Source organism: Streptomyces sp. WAC06614, from assembly GCF_003949795.1.
In the GTDB taxonomy this organism is placed as follows: domain Bacteria; phylum Actinomycetota; class Actinomycetes; order Streptomycetales; family Streptomycetaceae; genus Streptomyces.
On the sequence record NZ_RPRY01000003.1, the window covers coordinates 1 to 16,857 of the forward strand.

Here is a 16,857-nt window from a genome sequence, read left to right on the forward strand (position 1 = left end):
TCGTGAGACACCGGGCGGCCAGGTGAGGCGAACCATCGAGTGCAACCGCCTGAAAGCCATACCCGGCGTCTCTGGATCTCCAAGACCTTACGACTGGCCTCGATCGACCCATCAACAACGTAGGACCGCCTGAAGGGACGCACGGACATGTCCAAGCGCGCACGCAAGAAGAGGGCCCGCCGCAAGAAGGGCTCCAACCACGGCAGCAAACCCAACTGCTAGTCACCAGCCCACCCCCTGGGGCGGCCCTCCGACAGGGCCGCCCCCCCCTTCCATGGCCCCGCAAGGAAGTCCCGTGATCAACCTGCCGTCGCATCGCCTCCCGGCCCTCGTCCGCTGGTTCCCCACCGGAGCCCCGGGCTCCGGCGCCTTGACCGAGCACGTCCTGACCACCGAGGCCGGCCGGTGGTGGGTGGACCGCGTGATCCAGCCGCGCGCGATCGCTGTGGAATGCGGGGACCACGTACTCCTGCGCGGAGAACCGGGGGCCCTCACGCCGGGCGAACTCGCCGTCTTCGCTGATCGCTCCGTCGAAGCCCCCGGCCGATTCCTCCCGCTGCTCGGTGCCGCGTTCCAGCGTGTGGTGCCGTGGCAGCGTGTGGTGTACGTCAAGCGCTCGTCCGTGCCGGCCGCCGACCGCCGAGGGGTGTCACCGTACGCAGGCTGAACGCGCGGGACGCCCGGGCGCTCACCAGGCTTCCGCCCGCCATGGGCTGGATCCACCGTACGTGGGGCGGTCCCGACTCCCTCGCCCGCTCCGGCTATGCCTGGGCCGTCTTCCACGGCGACCGCATCGCGGCCGTGGCCTGCACCTACTTCCTCGGCACCGCGTACGAGGACGTCGCCTGCGTCACCGTGCCCGACCCCCGCCTGCAGTACCTGGCGCTCGACTGCGTCAACGCCCTGTGCTCGGACATAGCGGCCCGCGGTCACACGCCGATCTGGACCTGTTCGACGTCCAACCGCCCCGGCCTCCTGCTTGCCTGGACCGCCGGCTTCCGCCCGGAGCGGGAGTACGCCCACTACGCGGTCGGTGCCCCGGTGCCGGCCGGAAGACTGTCCGCAAGCTGACGGGGGAGGCTGGCCGCCTGGGCTCCGTCCACCACAGCCGCGGCCCCGGCCACCCGGCACGCCGATCGCGAGCCGCACCCGATGGTTGCGGCCTGGAGCCCCGCTACGGCAGTCGGTCGGATCCCGGGCCCTCGTGCCCGCCGGCTGGTGCCTCCAGCAGCCGGTTCAGCTCGCTCCCGGCCTCGTCGTACCCGGCGTCCGAGATCTGTTGCAGCTCGCGCAGGTCGCCGTTCGCGACCGCCCGTCGGGTGAGCAGGAACCCGGCGTGCATGCACCCCTCATCCAACAGTTCGCTGAGCTCCCCGAGGTCCCCAGCCGCGTCAGCCATGTCGGCCAGCCGTTCCAAGGCGACCTCGTTGCCCTCATCGGCCAGCTCGCGCAGGGTCTCCCGATCGATGTCCGTATTCGTCATGGCGCCATGCTGCAACCCTGCCCCAGGGGAAAGGTCAAGTGGGACGATGGCCCGGTGATCACCATCGGGCAGCTGGCCAAGTACGTCGGGGTGTCGATCAAGACCATCCGCGTCTATCACGACAAGGGCCTGCTCCCCGAGCCCGACCGCGATGCCTCCGGCTACCGGCGGTACGGCGCGCACGACGCCATCGACCTGATCAAGATCCGGACACTCGCCGAAGCCGGAGTCCCGCTGGCCCGCATCCGGGAGCTGAGGTCGGCGACCGACCAGGAGTTCCAGCAGGCGTTGCGCGAGATCGACGACGAGCTCACCGCACGCATCCACCGCCTGCGGGCAACGCAAGGGCACCTGCGCCGACTCGCCGCCGGGAATCTGGCACCGCTGCCGGCCGAGGTCGGCGCACATCTGGAGCGCCTGGGCCGCTGGGGATTCACGCCTCGATGGGTGGACCTGCAGCGCGACCTGTGGATCCTAGTCTTCGCCACCCAGTCGGACCGCGCGTTCGCACTGTTCCACGACCAGGCCGAGACGCTGTCCGACCCGGCGCTACGGCAGCTCTACCTCGACTACGACCATGCGTACGACCTCGACGCCGACGACCCCCGCATCGACGACCTTGCCCGCCGCATCGCCGTGGCGACCCGGGAGCGCTACGGATCCGACGCCCTTCCCGGGCTGGATGCAGCCTCCGATATCCCCGCCCTCATCCAGGGGTCGGTCAATGCCTCGTCCCCCGCATGGCAGCGGCTCGACACTCTCATTCGCGCACAGCTGGGCGTGTGACGTGACGTGCGCGTCCTCGGCATCGACGGGGCCTCGACTGCACCACGTCGGCTACGCCTGGCTCACGCCTCGAAGCGGTATCCCATGCCAGGGGCGGTGATCAGGTGGCGCGGGTGCGAGGGGTCCGCTTCCAGCTTCCGGCGGAGGTGAGCCATATACACCCGCAGGTAGTTGGTCTGCGTTCCGTAGGACGAGCCCCACACCTCCTGGAGCAGACGCCGCTGGCTGACGAGCCGGCCCCGGTTGCGGATCAGGACCTCTAGCAAATGCCATTCCGTCGGCGTGAGCCTGATGCTCTCCCCTCTGCGCCTGGCCTTCTTCGCGAGCAGGTCGACAGTGAACTCGTCGGTCTCGACTACCGCCTCCTCCGAGGCTGTCGAGCCTTGTGGCAGCATGCGGCGGGCGACCGCTTTCAGCCGGGCCAGGAGTTCGTCCATGCTGAAGGGCTTGGTGATGTAGTCGTCAGCGCCCGCGTCCAGCGCCGCGATCTTCTCCTCGGAGCCGTGGCGGGCGGAGACCACCAGCACGGGCACCTGCGACCATCCGCGCAAGTGCTTGATCACATCGATCCCGTCCATGTCGGGCAGCCCGAGGTCGAGCAGCACCACGTCCGGGCCGTGGGCCGCCACGGCGTCCAGGGCCGCGGCCCCGTCCTGCGCGCAGTCCACCTCGTACTTCCGCGCCTTCAGATTGATGACCAGCAACCGCGCGAGCTGCGGTTCGTCATCCACCACCAGCACCCTGGTCATCGGCGCGCCGCCTTCCTGTCGTACGTGAGTCCCTTGGAGGTCCGGACCGGCCAGTTGGCGTTCCGCCGGACGAGACGGCCGGACCGTGGAGCGTCCCGGCACCAGTCCGACCCCCCGCGGTCCGGACTGGGCATGGTCTCGGCGACGATCGTTCGCGCCCTCCAACCTCGCATCACGGACGGCCGTCCGCTTCCCCCTGCCGCTCAGTCTGCGACCACCTGCAGGAGCCGATGCGCCACGTTGACGCCACTCTGACGAGAGGCCTGTACTTCTTGACGCGCCGCTGATGGCAGGGCGTGGGGGAAGCCGTCAGGGAGTCGTGCTCTGCTCCGTGGTGGGCATGACCCCGCCCGGGTCATGCCGGCATCAGAGCCTTGTCAAGGACTGGCTGACTGCCTTGAGCTCTATTTCGCAAGGCAGTTGGATGAGTGACGTGAACAGCCGCCTGCGCCACGACGACCGGCCACCGCATACGGTGCGCCCGGCCCCGCGCGCTGCCCACTTGCCGGTGCACTGAGCCACCGCACGATCTGCGGCCGCCCGCCCCCGCCCGTACAGCCGGCGGCCGCTTCCGCCTGGTGCCTGCCCCCACCCCGGGCAGGCACCAGGCCTCACTCTTCGCAGGCTTCGGGTCCGCTCACCCGGTCAGCACTCGGCATCGCATTGCACCCGACGTCTTCGGACCGCAGCTGCCTCTGAGGCCGCCTGGCTGCGCCACTACGGAGCGCACCATCCGTCGCTTGAAAGAGCCGGGCGGCAGTACGCCCCGCTCCCGGGACCAAAGAACCCGTGCACCGCCTGGAGGCCCTTCGTGATCGAGATCGCGCCGCAGCAGCTCCCCGCCCTCAGCCGCTGGTTTCCCACCGGCTCCCCCGGTACCGGCGCCCTCGCCGAACACGTGCTGACCACGGGCCGAGGCGCCTGGTGGGCCGACCGCCCGGACCGGCCCCGCGTACTGGCCGTCACCTGCGCGGACCACGTGCTGCTGCGCGGCGACCCCAGCGCGCTCACCCCGGCTGCCCTGTCCCCGTTCGCGGGCCGATACGTGGAGGCCCCCGCACGGTTCTGGCCTTCTCTCGGGTCCGCCTTCGAGCGCGTCGTCCCCTGGGAACGGATGCTGTACGTCCACCAGGCCCAGGCACCGGTGTCCCTCCCCCGCACACCGCGCGGCGTAACGGTACGGCGGCTGACGCCCGAGGACGTTCCGGCACTCGCCGACCTGCGTCCCGAAAGTGCCTGGATTCATGCCAGTTGGGGCGGCGCTGCCGGGCTCGCAGCATCCGGTCATGGCTGGGCGGCGTTCGCCAAGGGCCGGATCCTCTCCGTCGCCTGCACCTACTTCCTCGGAAGCGCCCACGAGGACGTCGCGGTCGTCACCGTGCCCGATCGCCGCCGCGAGCGCCTGGCTCTGGCCTGCGTTGCCGGCCTGACAGCGGACATCCGGGCACGCGGACACATCCCGAGCTGGTGCTGCTCGCGTGACAACCGGGCCAGCCGGCTGCTGGCCTGGACGGCCGGCTTCCGGCTGACCCGCGAATACGTCCATCACTCCACCGGCCGGGCCCTGGCACGCGAGGTCCAGCCGACCGCGGTCCCCGCGTGAGCCAGGCCTGGCCGACGCGTCAGCAGGTACGCTGCGCGCTCATTGCGTTGAGCAGGCCAGCAGCGCGCTCTGCGTCGTCCACGCTCACCGCGAACTCGTTCCCCCGCCGGGGGCGGATCACCAGACACTCACCGCAGCATCACCGTCGTCCCCATGCCGCTCAGCCGGTATCCCCAGCCCCCGACCTGAGCGGGGGTGCGGGCTTCGGCACGCGCCGATTCGATGTCCTGAACGGGCCAGTGTCGCACGGGCCAGCCGAGCGGGCCGAAGGCGACGCTCAGGCCCTTCTCGGTGACGCGCACCTGCACGGAGGCGCACGACAGCACCACGACGGAGACCATGGCGAACGGTGCGACGACCGCCCACGGCACCCCGACCATTCCGCTCGCCCCGACCAGCGCGGCGGCCAGCGTGACCAGGCCGGTCGCGACCCCGATCCAATGGAGCCACGGGTTCGCCGTCCGGGAGAGCCACACGAACCTCTCGCCGGCCGGAATCTCCGTGTTCGGCCCGCTCGTCACCACGCCCGGTGTCGCCGGCGCCCGATCGCGGCGGGTCACCGCCCACCCGGCCAGCCCCGCCACGGTCGCCGCCACCCCGGACGTCAGCACGGCCCACACGCTCACGGGATCGGCCTGTCGCCAGTCCGCGTGATCCAGGTTCGCCCGGACAATGGATGTCTGCGCACCGGCGAGGAAGACACCCCCGGACAGTAGACCGGCTACGGCCCAGTTCCGCATCGCCGGGCCCGAGGCCGCCCCATCGGTCCGCCGCACAAATACGACGATCAGCAGCACGAGGGCCACCCAGATCGAGCTGGGAAACACTGCGGCTGCCCACACGGGCATCGAGCCGTCGGGCCCGGTAGAGCCGACGCTCCAGTGAGTCGCCAGCCGCTCCGGCAGCCGGCCATCCGCGGCCCAGGGCATTGCGACGAGCGCAGTCAGGACCACCACGGCCCAGATCGCAACACCCCACCACGTCCCGTGCTTCCGTTCCATCTCTTCATCCCCTCGCTCATACCGACCCCTGATCATTTCCGCGGGTTCTGCCTTGTCATGGCCAGTGCGCCGCGCCCGTAGGCGTCATCTCGCCAGGTCAAGCCGCGCCTCCTCCAGGTCCAGCGAGCGCTGGAGGCTCCGGCGGGTGGCATCGCTGACCCGGTGTTCGTCGTAGAGCCGCTGGAGTTCGGCCGCTTCGACCCGGATGAGGTCGCGGCGCAGCAGCCGGTAGATGTGGTCCGCCGACTCGGCCAGGTCGGCTTCCTCGAGGCGGTCGCGGGCGTGTTCGAGGCGGGCATGCAGACTGCGCCGGAGCCGGTCCGCCACGACGTCCGGTACCGCTTCGAGGTCGGACATCTCGTCCAGGCGCCGGATGCCGGCGGCTGCGAGGGCGCACCGGGCCGAAGCCTCCTCGCGTTCGGTGTGGTCCGGTTCGAGGGCGATGCCGGAGCGGCGAACCACGTCGGCCAAGGTGAAGCCCTGGGCGACAAGGGTGACCACCACCACCGACGTGGTCAGTACGAGTACGAGTGGCCGCTGGTCCAGAGCGCTTCCGTCGTCCGCCAGGACCGGGATGGACAGCGCCGCGGCCAGCGGGACGACACCGCGAGTACCCGCCCAGGTCAGCACGACCGGGACGCGCCAGGACGGGCGTACGCCCGCGTTCCGCTGGACGACGGCCGAGAGCGGCAGAACCCACAGCAGGCGCACGGTGATCAGGGTCGCGGCGACCGCCAACGCGTACAGCGGCCAGAGTCCGTCGGTGGCGGTCAGCGCGACGACCTGCCCCGGCAGGGTGAGCCCGATCAGGCTGAAGACGACGCTCTCCAACAGGAAGACCACGGTGCCGTTGACGGCGTGCAACTGGATCCGTATGCCGGCGTTGGTCAACCGGTCCGCCCGGCCTCCGAGCACGACACCCGCCACCACGACGGCCGTCACGCCCGACGCATGCACCGCCTCCGCCAGCACGTAGGAGGCGTACGGGGTCACCAGGGCGATGACCGTCTCCAGTACCGGGTCCTCGGTCCTGCGGCGGATCAGCGCCACCACCCCGGCGACAGCTCCCCCGATGAGGATGCCGCCCCCGGCGAGCAGTGCGAATTCACTACCAGCTGCCTGCCAGGACACACCGGCGGAGGCCGCTGCGACGACGACGGCGACTCGGAAGAGCACGAGCGAGGTGGCGTCGTTGAACAGGCTCTCGGCCTGTACGAGGACCTGGACTCGCGGTGGCAGGGCCAGGCGCCTGCCGAGTGCGGTGACCGCCACCGGGTCCGTGCTCGCGAGGATGGCCCCGAGCACCAGCGCCATCTGCCACGTCAGCGGAGTGATCAGCGACGCGATCACCCCGACCGCGGCCGCCGAGGCCAGCACCAGGCCGACGGCAAGCACACTGACCGGCTTCCACACCAGGCGCAGCTCGCGCCAGGACAGCTCCTCCGCGCTCGCGTAGAGCAGAGGCGGCAGCACGACGAGCCCGATGACTTCGGGACTGACCCGGATCTCGGGGGTGCCGGGTATCAGCGCGACGACGAGGCCTGCGACAACGAGCAGTGAGGGCGCGGGGATTCGCCAGCGGCGGGCACCCGTGGCCACGACCGTGGCCAGCACCACGAGGAACAAGACCGTACCGACGCTGCGCATTCCGCCCCCACCCGAGTCGACGCGGACCATGCGGTCACACGACGCCGACCAGGCTTCCCGGCACACCGCCTTCACCCTATCGATGTACCGGCCGTCAACACACCGTCAAAGTCCCACCCCAGTGCCGTTAGGAGTGCATCAGGGACGTTTCGTTCACGACCTCGCTGGTGTTCGCTGGTGAGGTTGAGGGCGTCCGGAGGAGTCGGGTACGGGTGAGTACGGAGAATGTCGTCGGCATCATCATTGCGGTCTGCCTGGTCGGGTATCTGCTCCTGGCGTTCTTCTTTCCCGAGAAGTTCTGAGCATGACGACGACGGACGCGGCCGGCCTGACAGCAGGGGCGGCACAGCCGATCGTCCGGCCCGGAAGGCTCAAGGTCTTCCTGGGCGCGGCTCCCGGCGTCGGCAAGACCTACCGCATGCTCGATGAGGCCCACCGCCGGGTGGCGCGCGGAGCGGATGTCGTGGCCGGTCTCGTGGAGTGCCACCGGCGCCGGCACACCGAGGCGAAGCTCGACGGCCTGGAGATACTTCCCTTGGCCGGCCACGACTACCGTGGTGGCCGGTACGCGGAGTTGGACCGGGAAGCACTGCTGTCCCGGCGTCCGCAGGTGGTGCTGATCGACGAGCTCGCCCACACCAACGTTCCGGGCGGAGACCGGCACCCCAAGCGCTGGCAGGACGTCGAGGACATCCTCGCCGCCGGGATCGACGTCGTCACCACGCTCAACATCCAGCACCTGGAGTCGCTGAGCGACGTCGTCGAGAAGATCACCGGAGTGCCGCAGCACGAGACGGTGCCCGACGAGTTCGTGCGCCGCGCCGACGAGATCGAACTGGTCGACATACCCCCTGAAGGACTTCGACGCCGGATGGCACACGGCAACATCTATCCCCCGGAGCGGATCGACGCCTCCCTCGCCAACTACTTCCGCCCCGGCAACCTCATCGCCCTGCGGGAACTGGCGCTCCTGTGGCTGGCCGGGCGTGTGGACGAGGCCCTCCACAAGTACCGCATCGAGCACGGCATCGGGGACGTCTGGGAGACCCGGGAACGGGTGGTGGTGGCGCTCACGGGCGGCCCCGAGGGCGAGACCCTGATCCGCCGCGCCGCCCGCATCGCCGGCCGCTCTGCCGGCGGCGAGCTGCTGGCCGTGCACATCGCACGCAGCGACGGACTCGCCGCCGGGGTCTCGCACGCGGCGCTCGCCGCGCAGCGGGCCCTCGTCGAGGACCTGGGCGGCAGCTACCACTCCGTCGTCGGCGACGAAGTACCGACGGCCCTTGTGGACTTCGCGACGGCGGAGAACGCCACCCAGCTCGTCCTGGGTACGAGCCGCCGCCGCAGGCTGGAACGTTTCCTCACCGGCCGGGGCATCGGCGAGACCGTGGTGGCGCTCTCCGAGGACATCGACGTGCACATGGTCACGCACGAGCGGGCGGGGCACGGCCGGCTGCTGCCGTCCCGCCGCCGTACGCTCCCCACCTCCCGGCTCATCGCCGGACCCGTGGCCGGTGTGGTGCTCCCGGTGCTGCTCACCCTCGGCCTCGACCGGATGCGCGGCACGCTGAACCTCACCAGCGAAGCCCTGCTCTTCCTGGTAGCCGTCGTCGCAGTGGCTTGCATCGGCGGAGTGGTCTCTGCCCTGGTCGCGGCGCTGACCGCCGCATTACTCCTCAACTACTGGTTCATGCCGCCCATAGGCGAGTTCACCATGAGCGACCCGGACAGCGTGCTGGCCCTGGTGGTCTTCGCCGTCGTCGCCGCCACCGTGGCCGCCGCGGCGGACAGGTCCCTGCGGCTCTCCCGCCGCGCCGCCCGGGCCACGGCCGAGGCGGAGACGATGTCCTCCCTTGCGGGCAGCATCGTCCGCGGCGACCAGACGATACCGGCGCTGCTGGAACGCACCCGGGAGACCTTCGGCATGGATACCGTCGATCTGGCTCCGGAGACCCCGGACACCGGTTCCGGAACCGAGAGCGGACGCCGCGTCCGCGCGGGTTCGGACCCCGCCCTGGTGGTCGCGGCCGGATCGGGGGCCTTCCTCGTCCTGCGCGGCCGGATGCTGCCCTCCTCCGAGCGCCGCGTGCTGGCCGCCTTCGCCGCGCACGTCGGCGCCGCGGTCGAACGGGCCCGCCTGGCCGAGGCCGCTGCCGAGGTCGAACCCATCAAGGCCGCCGACCGGCTGCGCACCGCCCTGCTGCGGGCCGTCAGCCATGACCTGCGCACCCCGTTGGCAGGGGCCCTGGCGGCGATCACCTCATTGCGCACCCCGGACGTGGAGTTCTCCGAGGAGGATCGGGCGGAGCTGCTCGAATCCGCCGAGCTGTCCCTGAACCGGCTGAACCGGCTGGTGGAGAACCTGCTCGACCTCAGCCGCCTGCAAGCCGGCGCCCTCACCCTCGAACTGCGGGCCACCACCCTCGAGGAAGTCCTGCCGGCCGCTCTGGACTCCCTGGAACCGCTGTCCGCGGACGAGCCCGGCATCGACGTGCAGAGCCTGGAGACGGTACCGGCGCTCCAGGCCGACCCTCCCCTCCTCGAACGGGTCCTGGCGAACCTGGTCGGCAACGCGGTCCGCCACGCGCCCAAGGACCATCCCGTGCTGGTGACGGCGAGCGCCCTGGCCGGCCGGGTCGAGGTCAGGATCGCCGACCGGGGTCCCGGGATCGCCGCTGGTGACCGCGAGCGGGCTTTCGAGCCCTTCCAGCGCCTCGGCGACCGCGACAACACCGCCGGTCTCGGTCTCGGCCTCGCTCTGGCCCGCGGGCTCACCGAGGCCATGGACGGCACGCTCACCGCTGAGGACACCCCTGGTGGCGGTCTGACCATGGTCCTGTCCCTGCCCGCGGCCGATCACTGATGCGGGCGCAGAACGGCTCTGACCGGCGTGTCCTTGCCAACCCACCGTCTTCGGGCCGCTTGATCTCGCATTCACCGGCGTCGCAGCACCGCACAGTCCTGACCCTGGATCACACAGGGTGAGGTCATTTCCACCATGGGGGAACGCATGTCATTCGACGAAGAATGGGCGCAGCTCAAGTCAGCCGCTGCCGACAGACAGACCGCCATGCGGCTCAATCAGCTGGATCCCGGAGGAGGAGGCGGAGCGGGGCCGCAGGGGGACCTGGTGGTCACCCAGAAGGACTTGGCTGCCGTCGGGGACGCGGCGTTCAAGCTCCGCCAGCGGCTCGGCACCGACGGGGACCACGCCAAGGCCAGCACGTACGAGGCTGCGGGCTCCTTGAAGAAGGACTTCGCCCTGGGTGCGGCCCTCTCGACGGTCGCCGACAAATGGCACGACCAGGTCGGCACCCTGCTGGATGCCTGCGCCCACATCTCCAACCACTTGGACTACACCCAGAACGCGCACGCCGAGGACGAGTACTGGATCGCCACCCAGTTCAAGTTCGCGCAGCTCAACGCAGGATTCGAGGAGAGGGCGCAGCACTGATGGACCTGGACGCACTGCGCTTCGCGGACTTCTCGAAGCTGTCCACGGCCGTGGCCGACTGGACGGCCATGGCCACCAAGCTGTGGGAGCTGGAGTCGGATGCCCGCGGCGATCTCGGCGGGAAAGCCGCGAAGGCGGACTGGGCAGGGGTGAACGCGACCGTGACGCGGGAGTTCATCGGCAAGACCGCCAAGGAGTTCGCGGACGCCGCGACCGAGGCGACCAGCATCGGGAACGTCCTGCGCGACACCCACAGCGAGCTCGTCGACTACAAGACCAGGCTGAACGAGGCCATCCGGCGCGGGCTGGAGAAGAACCTCACGGTCGTGGGGACGGGTGACGGCGGCTTCACCGTCACGATGAACGTCCACCCCGACCGCGCCGCCAAGGGCACCTCGGTGCCCGAGCACACCGAGGCCGATGCGACCGCACTGCGGGACGAGGTCCAGCGGATCCTGGAGGGTGCGACCGAGAGCGACACCACGGCGGCGCAAGCCCTGACGATGCTGGTCAGCCAGACCCCGTACGGCTTCTCCGACGCCGCCTACTACGACCGCGACCGCGCGGCAGACGCCATGAAGGACGCCGACCGGATCGCAAAGCTCCTCAAAACCAAGGGAGACGACATGTCCCCCGAGGACTTCGACAGGCTGAACGCCGACCTGGCCAAGTACAAGGACGACCGACTCTTCCAGGAAAGGCTCGCCACCACCGTCGGCCCGCGCGGCCTGCTCGACTTCTGGGCCGACCTGGCCGACCCGTCCGACGGCGGCACCCTGCAGCGCTCCCGCCACGACCAGCTCGGCGACTTCCAGCGCAACCTCTCCTTCACCCTGGCCGGCGCCACCCAGTCCGACAGCCCGGCCATGCGCACCTGGGAGAACGACATGGTCAAGCTCGGCGAGGAGCGGATCCAGACCCGCGGCACCCAGGTCTACGGCTACCAGGTGATGAGCAACCTCATGCGCAGCGGCGACTGGGACAACCGCTTTCTGAACGACTACGGCAACGCGCTCGTCGCGACGGAGAAGAAGATGAAGCTCCCGGCCAACTACTGGAACGGCGGCGTCCCGCCGGTGCCGAAGATGAACTTCATCGGTGAGGACTTCGGCCGCGACCCCATGACCGGCTTCATGACGGCCCTCGCCGCCAGCCCGAACGCCGCCACGGAGTTCTTCAACACCACGCAGCCGACCGACAATGCCCAGTACGTCCTCGGCGACCGCCAGACCTTCGACGACACCCCTTTGGACAGCAAGGACGGCAACGCGGCCCGCGAGGCCACCGGCGCCGCCTTGGTCTCCGCCGCCACCGGCGTCAACCCGAACGACCCCACGGCCCGCCCGGCGGACCTCACCCCCGAGCACCGCCAAGTACTGGACCGCTCCCTGAAGTACCTCTCCGAGCGCGGCGACGAGTTCCCGCCCGAGATGCGCGACGACATGGCCAAGGTCCTCTCGGCCCACAGCGACGTCGTCCACCACTCGGCCAGCTCACTCGCCGACGACGAGAAGGACCCCCGCCTGCTGGACCGCCATCAGCTGCTGGAGGTCAGCAAGCAGATCTCCCGCGACCAGGACTCGTACGGCATGCTCAACGAGGCCATGAACCGCGAAATGATCAAGGACATTCACGGGGACCACCCCAGCGACCCCAAGGAGAACCTGGTGCGAGCCGGCGCCACGGTGGGCTTCCTGGAAGAGGCCCGCTACCAGGCCCTGAAGACCGACAAGGACGACCCCTCGTGGGATGCCAAGTGGCTCTACCACGGCTTCGGCGGCGCCGCGAACTTCATCCCCGTCGTCGGTGACGCCGCGCAGCGGGGGGTCGACGCCCTCGCCTACCAGTGGCAGCTCGACGAGCAGGCGCGGATCAACGCCGAGACCACGCGCCAGAACGGCGCCACCTTCACGGGCCGCGAGCGGCAGCTCCAGGCCCTCGCGGACGAATGGGCGAAGGCCAATCCCGGCGCCGGCAACAACCGCTACATGCTCACGTCCGAGATCAACGGGGCGGCCTTCGACGGCAACCAGAAGGCCCAGGGCCTGGCAGGCGCCCGGTGAGCCGCCATCGTGCCACTGCCCTGGCCCTGGTCCTGCTGGCCGGTGCGGCAGGGTGCGCGCAGGGCCAGGACTACGCGGTACCCGGCGATGTGTGCGGCGTCGAGGTGCGGCCCGCTCTGCTGAAACCGCTGCTCCCGCCAGGTGGTTCGTTCAAGCAGGGCGACACCAGCGAGCGCGGTGGAGACATCACCGGTTGCGGGATGGAGGTCGACAAGCGCCGCGAGCTGACGTTCCAGGCGAGCCTGGTGGCTGCGAATGTGGACCCTCTGCAGGTCAAGAGCCGTAACCTCCTGAGCGCCGGGAATCCCCAGAAGGCGGACATCGGCACCGATGCGCGGATCGCGGACAGCGCGGCGATGGCGTACAGCGCGTGCACGTACAAGGGTGAGCCGCACCGATACGTGGTGGAGGTCTGGGTACGGAAAGCTCCGACCGACGTCAATGAACGCCGCGAGGATCTCGCCCGCTTCATCGCCGCCTACCTGCCGGCCGCGCAGAAGGCAGCCGGCTGCGCCCGTTGACCAGAAGCACTATCCCCTTCGACTTGAGGAGTCGGCCTGTGCGGTACGACGACGAACCGGTCTTCAGACGGAGCAAGTGGGGTACGAACCGCTACTACTACAACCCCCACAACCCCTTCGGGCTCGCCCTCATCATCGTCACCCTGCTCTTCGTCGGGACGATGCTGGTCCTCATGGCTAACCGGGCAGGACCCTTCAAGCCTTCGCCCGCCCGAGCACCATGGAGCCCGCCGCCGTACGACTACTCCCGGCCGTCGCCTTCGATCAGCCCACCGGGCCCTTGAAGCCGATGGGGTTCCCGCCGTGGGAGCCCCATCAAGATGGCGTAGCCATCACATCAGCGGTGCGTCAGGGTCCGGCTCCAGAGCCTCTACCAGCCCTAACGTCGCTCTCATGGAACGCTTCACACGTGCCCGGGCGGGTGCACACGGCGCCGCAGCGGCCTCTCCCGGGCCCTTCGTGCACGACATCCACTGGGCCGGTGAGTGGCGCTCCGCGATCGGTGTGGCGTTCCTCCTCTTCACGGCCCTGTTCGCCGTGGACGCCGGTTTCGGAAGCCTCGACCTGACACGCGGCGCCCTGTGGACTGGCCTCGCGGTCCTTCTCTTCGTGATCTTGCGCCCGCCTCGGGTCTCCATTCGTCCTGGACTGCTGAGCGCCGGCGGATTGCTCATGACGGACACGGTCCGCACCGACTTCCTCGTCTCGGTCCGGTGGTACGACGGGGTGGCCCAGCGGATGGTCCTTCGGGACACGCACGGAAGCCGGGTCGAGATCGACCCGGCCGTCCTGGTTCGCAACCCGGCGATGTGGCACCTCCTCGACATGGACACGCGCGCGTCGATCCAGCGCGGCACCCTGCTCTCCGGCGTGACCGCGCTGCAGCAGCTGGCGCAGCACATCGATCGCGAAACGGCACAGACGGTCTTCAAGGTCTCCGGCTTGGAGTGACCGCTCACACCTTCACACCGGTCAGTGGTCCTGCTTGCGTGCTGCTGCCGGAAGCGTGAGCACCACGGCGAACCCGGACCCGTCGGTGGCCGGTTCGAGAGTCCCGCCCATGCTCTCCGTGAGGTCGCGGGACATCCGCAGGGCCAGGCTGTCGGCGGATCGGCTCGGGTGTGCCCCGGACCCTGCCTCCTGCGCCCCCTCGGGTCTTCCGTCAGTGATGCGGATCTCCACCGAGCCGGGGCTGGTCTCGGCCGTCAGCTGCGCGCGCCGGTCCGGCGGACTGTGCCTCTGGGCCTCGGCCGCCAGCGTGGTGAGCACCCGGGTGAGGACGGCTGCGTCGGCGATCACGTCGGGCAGCCGCTCCGGAAGGATGCAGCGCAGCGTATGGCCGGGACCGAGATCGTCCATCACGGCGGTCAGCAGTTCGTCGAGGTCCACCGGGCGCAGGTAGAGATCGAGTGCGCCCGCATGCAGTCGGCTCAGGTCGTCGAGATCCGAGACCAGCTGGTCCGCGCGGCGCAAGGCCCCTCGGGCCGTGTCGAGGAGACGGGCCTCCTCGGGGTCCGCGAGGTCGCGCAGGCTGCTCAGCGCGTCGTCAGCCGTACGGAGCGGCCCCCGCAGGTCTCGGCCCGCGATGCGGAGCAGTGAGGCCCTGGTGTGCTCCGCAGTGGCGCGCAGGTCCGTTTCGGCGTCGTGGGCGGCAAGCCGTCCGTGGGAGTACGCCATACCCAACTGGGCAGCGCACGCTGCCAGCACGCGCTGATCTTCGCTGCTCAGCGGTCGTCCGCGGGCCGCCAGGGAGATGTCGTCGCCAACGGGGCTCTCCACATCGGCGTCGTAGGGACGCTCGGGCGGATCAACGCCGGTGCTGGCGACGACGTACCAGCGGGGCTCGGCGGCATGCCCGGTATCCCTTTCCAGCAGGCTGACCGCGTCCAGGCCGAAGTCCTCCCGTACCTGTTCGAGCAGGGTCGGCAAGTCCTGCCCGTGCATCATGGCGGTGGCCAGTCGGCTCAGCGCCCTGGCCTCGGAGCTCGCTCGGACGGCCTGGTACGTGCGTTGGGCTGCCGTTCCTGCGGCCATGCCGACCACGACGGCCGTGACGACGTACACCACCAGTGCGAGGACGTCGGCGGGGTACTCGACGCGCAGCGAGTGCAACGGCGGGGTGAAGTAGTAGTCGGCGAGCAGGCTGGCGGCGAGTGCGGCCAGCAGGGCGGGGACGAGACCCCCGACCAGGGCGATGACGACGACGGCCAGCAGGTAGAGCACCAGGGCGAGGGAGAGGTCCACGTGCTCGCCCAGGAGGACCAGGAGGAGGGTCAGGACCGGGAGGGCAATTGCGGCGAGCACGATCGCCGTCCAGAACCGCCGTGGCCCGGTGGCGCGGCTGGGGTGCGGCAGCCGGAGGGCGGAGGACGACCCTGCGGCGTGTTCGTGGGTCACGACCAGCACGTCGATGGGGCCGGACCGCTGGATCGTCCGGTGCCCGACGCCTCCGCGGAGGAACGTGGAGACCCTGCCGCGGCGGCTAGCGCCCAGCACGATCTGGGTGACGCCTTCGGCCTCCGCGAACTGGAGCAGTTCCTCGGGGATGTCGTCGCCGGTGGTCTGGTGGTAGCTCCCGCCCAACGACTCCACCAGCTCACGCTGGGCTGCGAGGCTCGCCTGATCCCCATGGGTGAGGCCGTCGCTCGGCACGACGTGCAACGCCAGCAGCTCACTGCCTGGCACGCGGGCCGTGATGCGGGCCGCGCGGCGGATCAGCGTGCCGCCCTCGGGGCCGCCGGTGAGGGCGACCATGATGCGTTCGCGGGTCTCCCAGGGGGTGGTGATGCCGTGCTCGGCGCGGTAGCGCTGGAGCCCCTCCTCGACGCGGTCGGCAAGCCACAGCAGGGCGAGCTCCCGCAGCGCGGTGAGGTTGCCGACACGGAAGTAGTGGGTGAGAGCGGCCTCGATGCGCTCCGAGGGATAGATCTCGCCGTGCAGCATGCGCCGGCGCAGCAGCTCGGGCGGCAGGTCGACCAGTTCGATCTGGTCCGCTCGGCGCGCCACCTCGTCGGGCAGGGTCTCCCGCTGCGGGACACCGGTGATCTGCCGGACCACGTCACCGAGAGACTCCAGGTGCTGGACGTTGAGCGTGGTGACGACGTCGATGCCCGCGTCCAGGAGTTCCTCGACGTCCTGCCATCGCTTGGTACGACGTGAGCCGGGCACGTTGGTGTGCGCCAGCTCGTCGACCAGGGCGACCTGCGGACGGCGCGCGAGCACCGCGTCCAGGTCCATCTCGGTGAACGTCGCCCCCCGGTACTCCAGGGTGCTCCGGGGAATGATCTCCAGACCCTCGACGAGGGCCGCGGTGGGCCGTCGACCGTGCGGCTCGACGAACCCGACGACCACATCGGCACCGGCCCCTGCCAGACGCTGCCCCTCCTCGAGCATCGCGTACGTCTTCCCCACCCCGGGGGCGGCCCCGAGGTAGATCCGCAATCGCCCACGCGCCATGGACGGGCTCCTGCCCGCTCGTCACTGCTGCTCGCCGTCCTCCTTCCATGGTGCTCTCCCGCAGTCCCTGCTGCGCGGGGCTCACGGATCGTGC

Annotated in this window: 15 protein-coding genes; 10 read left to right on the plus strand and 5 right to left on the minus strand. The window is 70.2% G+C overall.

The annotated features are described in order from the left end of the window. Positions 1–295: 295 nt before the first annotated feature. Both EF918_RS38925 and EF918_RS38930 read left to right on the plus strand, forming a co-directional pair. Entirely contained in the window at positions 296–667 is a 372-nt protein-coding gene (locus EF918_RS38925; protein WP_312847800.1) for a hypothetical protein, read from the plus strand. Continuing rightward, a complete protein-coding gene (locus EF918_RS38930) occupies positions 589–1,071 on the plus strand; it encodes a GNAT family N-acetyltransferase (RefSeq protein WP_312847801.1) in 483 nt (160 codons plus the stop codon). The genes EF918_RS38925 and EF918_RS38930 overlap by 79 nt, the downstream gene beginning before the upstream one ends. Before the next feature lie 103 nt (positions 1,072–1,174). Here the strand turns inward: EF918_RS38930 and EF918_RS00705 are convergent, their stop codons facing one another. Next, positions 1,175–1,483 carry a hypothetical protein gene (locus EF918_RS00705; protein WP_125638846.1) on the minus strand — a complete coding sequence of 103 codons (309 nt, stop codon included), beginning with the start codon at positions 1,481–1,483 and terminating at the stop codon, positions 1,175–1,177. A 54-nt stretch (positions 1,484–1,537) separates the two neighbouring features. Between EF918_RS00705 and EF918_RS00710 the strand changes: the two genes are divergently transcribed. Beyond that, a complete protein-coding gene (locus EF918_RS00710) occupies positions 1,538–2,269 on the plus strand; it encodes a MerR family transcriptional regulator (protein ID WP_125638849.1) in 732 nt (243 codons plus the stop codon). A gap of 62 nt (positions 2,270–2,331) precedes the next feature. On the opposite strand, the gene EF918_RS00715 is transcribed toward EF918_RS00710, so the two are convergent. Next, positions 2,332–3,018: a response regulator gene (locus tag EF918_RS00715; protein ID WP_125638852.1), complete on the minus strand. Its 687-nt coding sequence runs from the start codon at positions 3,016–3,018 to the stop codon at positions 2,332–2,334. 811 nt (positions 3,019–3,829) lie between these two features. Between EF918_RS00715 and EF918_RS00720 the strand changes: the two genes are divergently transcribed. Next, entirely contained in the window at positions 3,830–4,621 is a 792-nt protein-coding gene (locus EF918_RS00720; RefSeq protein ID WP_125638855.1) for a GNAT family N-acetyltransferase, read from the plus strand. A gap of 128 nt (positions 4,622–4,749) precedes the next feature. Here the strand turns inward: EF918_RS00720 and EF918_RS00725 are convergent, their stop codons facing one another. Next, positions 4,750–5,622 (minus strand): DUF1648 domain-containing protein, encoded by an 873-nt coding sequence (locus tag EF918_RS00725; protein ID WP_260609672.1) that lies wholly within the window; start codon positions 5,620–5,622, stop codon positions 4,750–4,752. Positions 5,623–5,706: 84 nt separating this feature from the next. Next, positions 5,707–7,269 (minus strand): Na+/H+ antiporter, encoded by a 1,563-nt coding sequence (locus tag EF918_RS00730; RefSeq protein ID WP_125638858.1) that lies wholly within the window; start codon positions 7,267–7,269, stop codon positions 5,707–5,709. 212 nt (positions 7,270–7,481) lie between these two features. On the opposite strand from EF918_RS00730, the gene kdpF reads away from it, so the two are divergent. From kdpF to EF918_RS00765, 6 genes are all read left to right on the plus strand, one after another. Then, the gene (gene kdpF, locus EF918_RS00735; RefSeq protein WP_125638861.1) at positions 7,482–7,571 is read left to right on the plus strand and encodes a K(+)-transporting ATPase subunit F; all 90 of its coding nucleotides are present in this window, start codon (positions 7,482–7,484) and stop codon (positions 7,569–7,571) included. Positions 7,572–7,573: 2 nt separating this feature from the next. Next, positions 7,574–10,132 (plus strand): ATP-binding protein, encoded by a 2,559-nt coding sequence (locus EF918_RS00740; RefSeq protein WP_125638864.1) that lies wholly within the window; start codon positions 7,574–7,576, stop codon positions 10,130–10,132. A gap of 147 nt (positions 10,133–10,279) precedes the next feature. Further along, on the plus strand, positions 10,280–10,723 hold the full coding sequence (locus tag EF918_RS00745) for a hypothetical protein (protein ID WP_125638867.1): 444 nt from the start codon (positions 10,280–10,282) through the stop codon (positions 10,721–10,723). Then, positions 10,723–12,786: a hypothetical protein gene (locus EF918_RS00750; RefSeq protein ID WP_125638870.1), complete on the plus strand. Its 2,064-nt coding sequence runs from the start codon at positions 10,723–10,725 to the stop codon at positions 12,784–12,786. The genes EF918_RS00745 and EF918_RS00750 overlap by 1 nt, the downstream gene beginning before the upstream one ends. Beyond that, entirely contained in the window at positions 12,783–13,307 is a 525-nt protein-coding gene (locus tag EF918_RS00755; protein WP_125638873.1) for a hypothetical protein, read from the plus strand. Before EF918_RS00750 ends, EF918_RS00755 begins: the two co-directional genes overlap by 4 nt. Positions 13,308–13,766: 459 nt before the next feature. Further along, the gene (locus EF918_RS00765) at positions 13,767–14,258 is read left to right on the plus strand and encodes a hypothetical protein (protein ID WP_260609673.1); all 492 of its coding nucleotides are present in this window, start codon (positions 13,767–13,769) and stop codon (positions 14,256–14,258) included. Between the two features lie 21 nt (positions 14,259–14,279). Here the strand turns inward: EF918_RS00765 and EF918_RS00770 are convergent, their stop codons facing one another. Further along, positions 14,280–16,763 carry a DUF4118 domain-containing protein gene (locus tag EF918_RS00770; RefSeq protein ID WP_125638882.1) on the minus strand — a complete coding sequence of 828 codons (2,484 nt, stop codon included), beginning with the start codon at positions 16,761–16,763 and terminating at the stop codon, positions 14,280–14,282. Positions 16,764–16,857 lie beyond the last annotated feature (94 nt).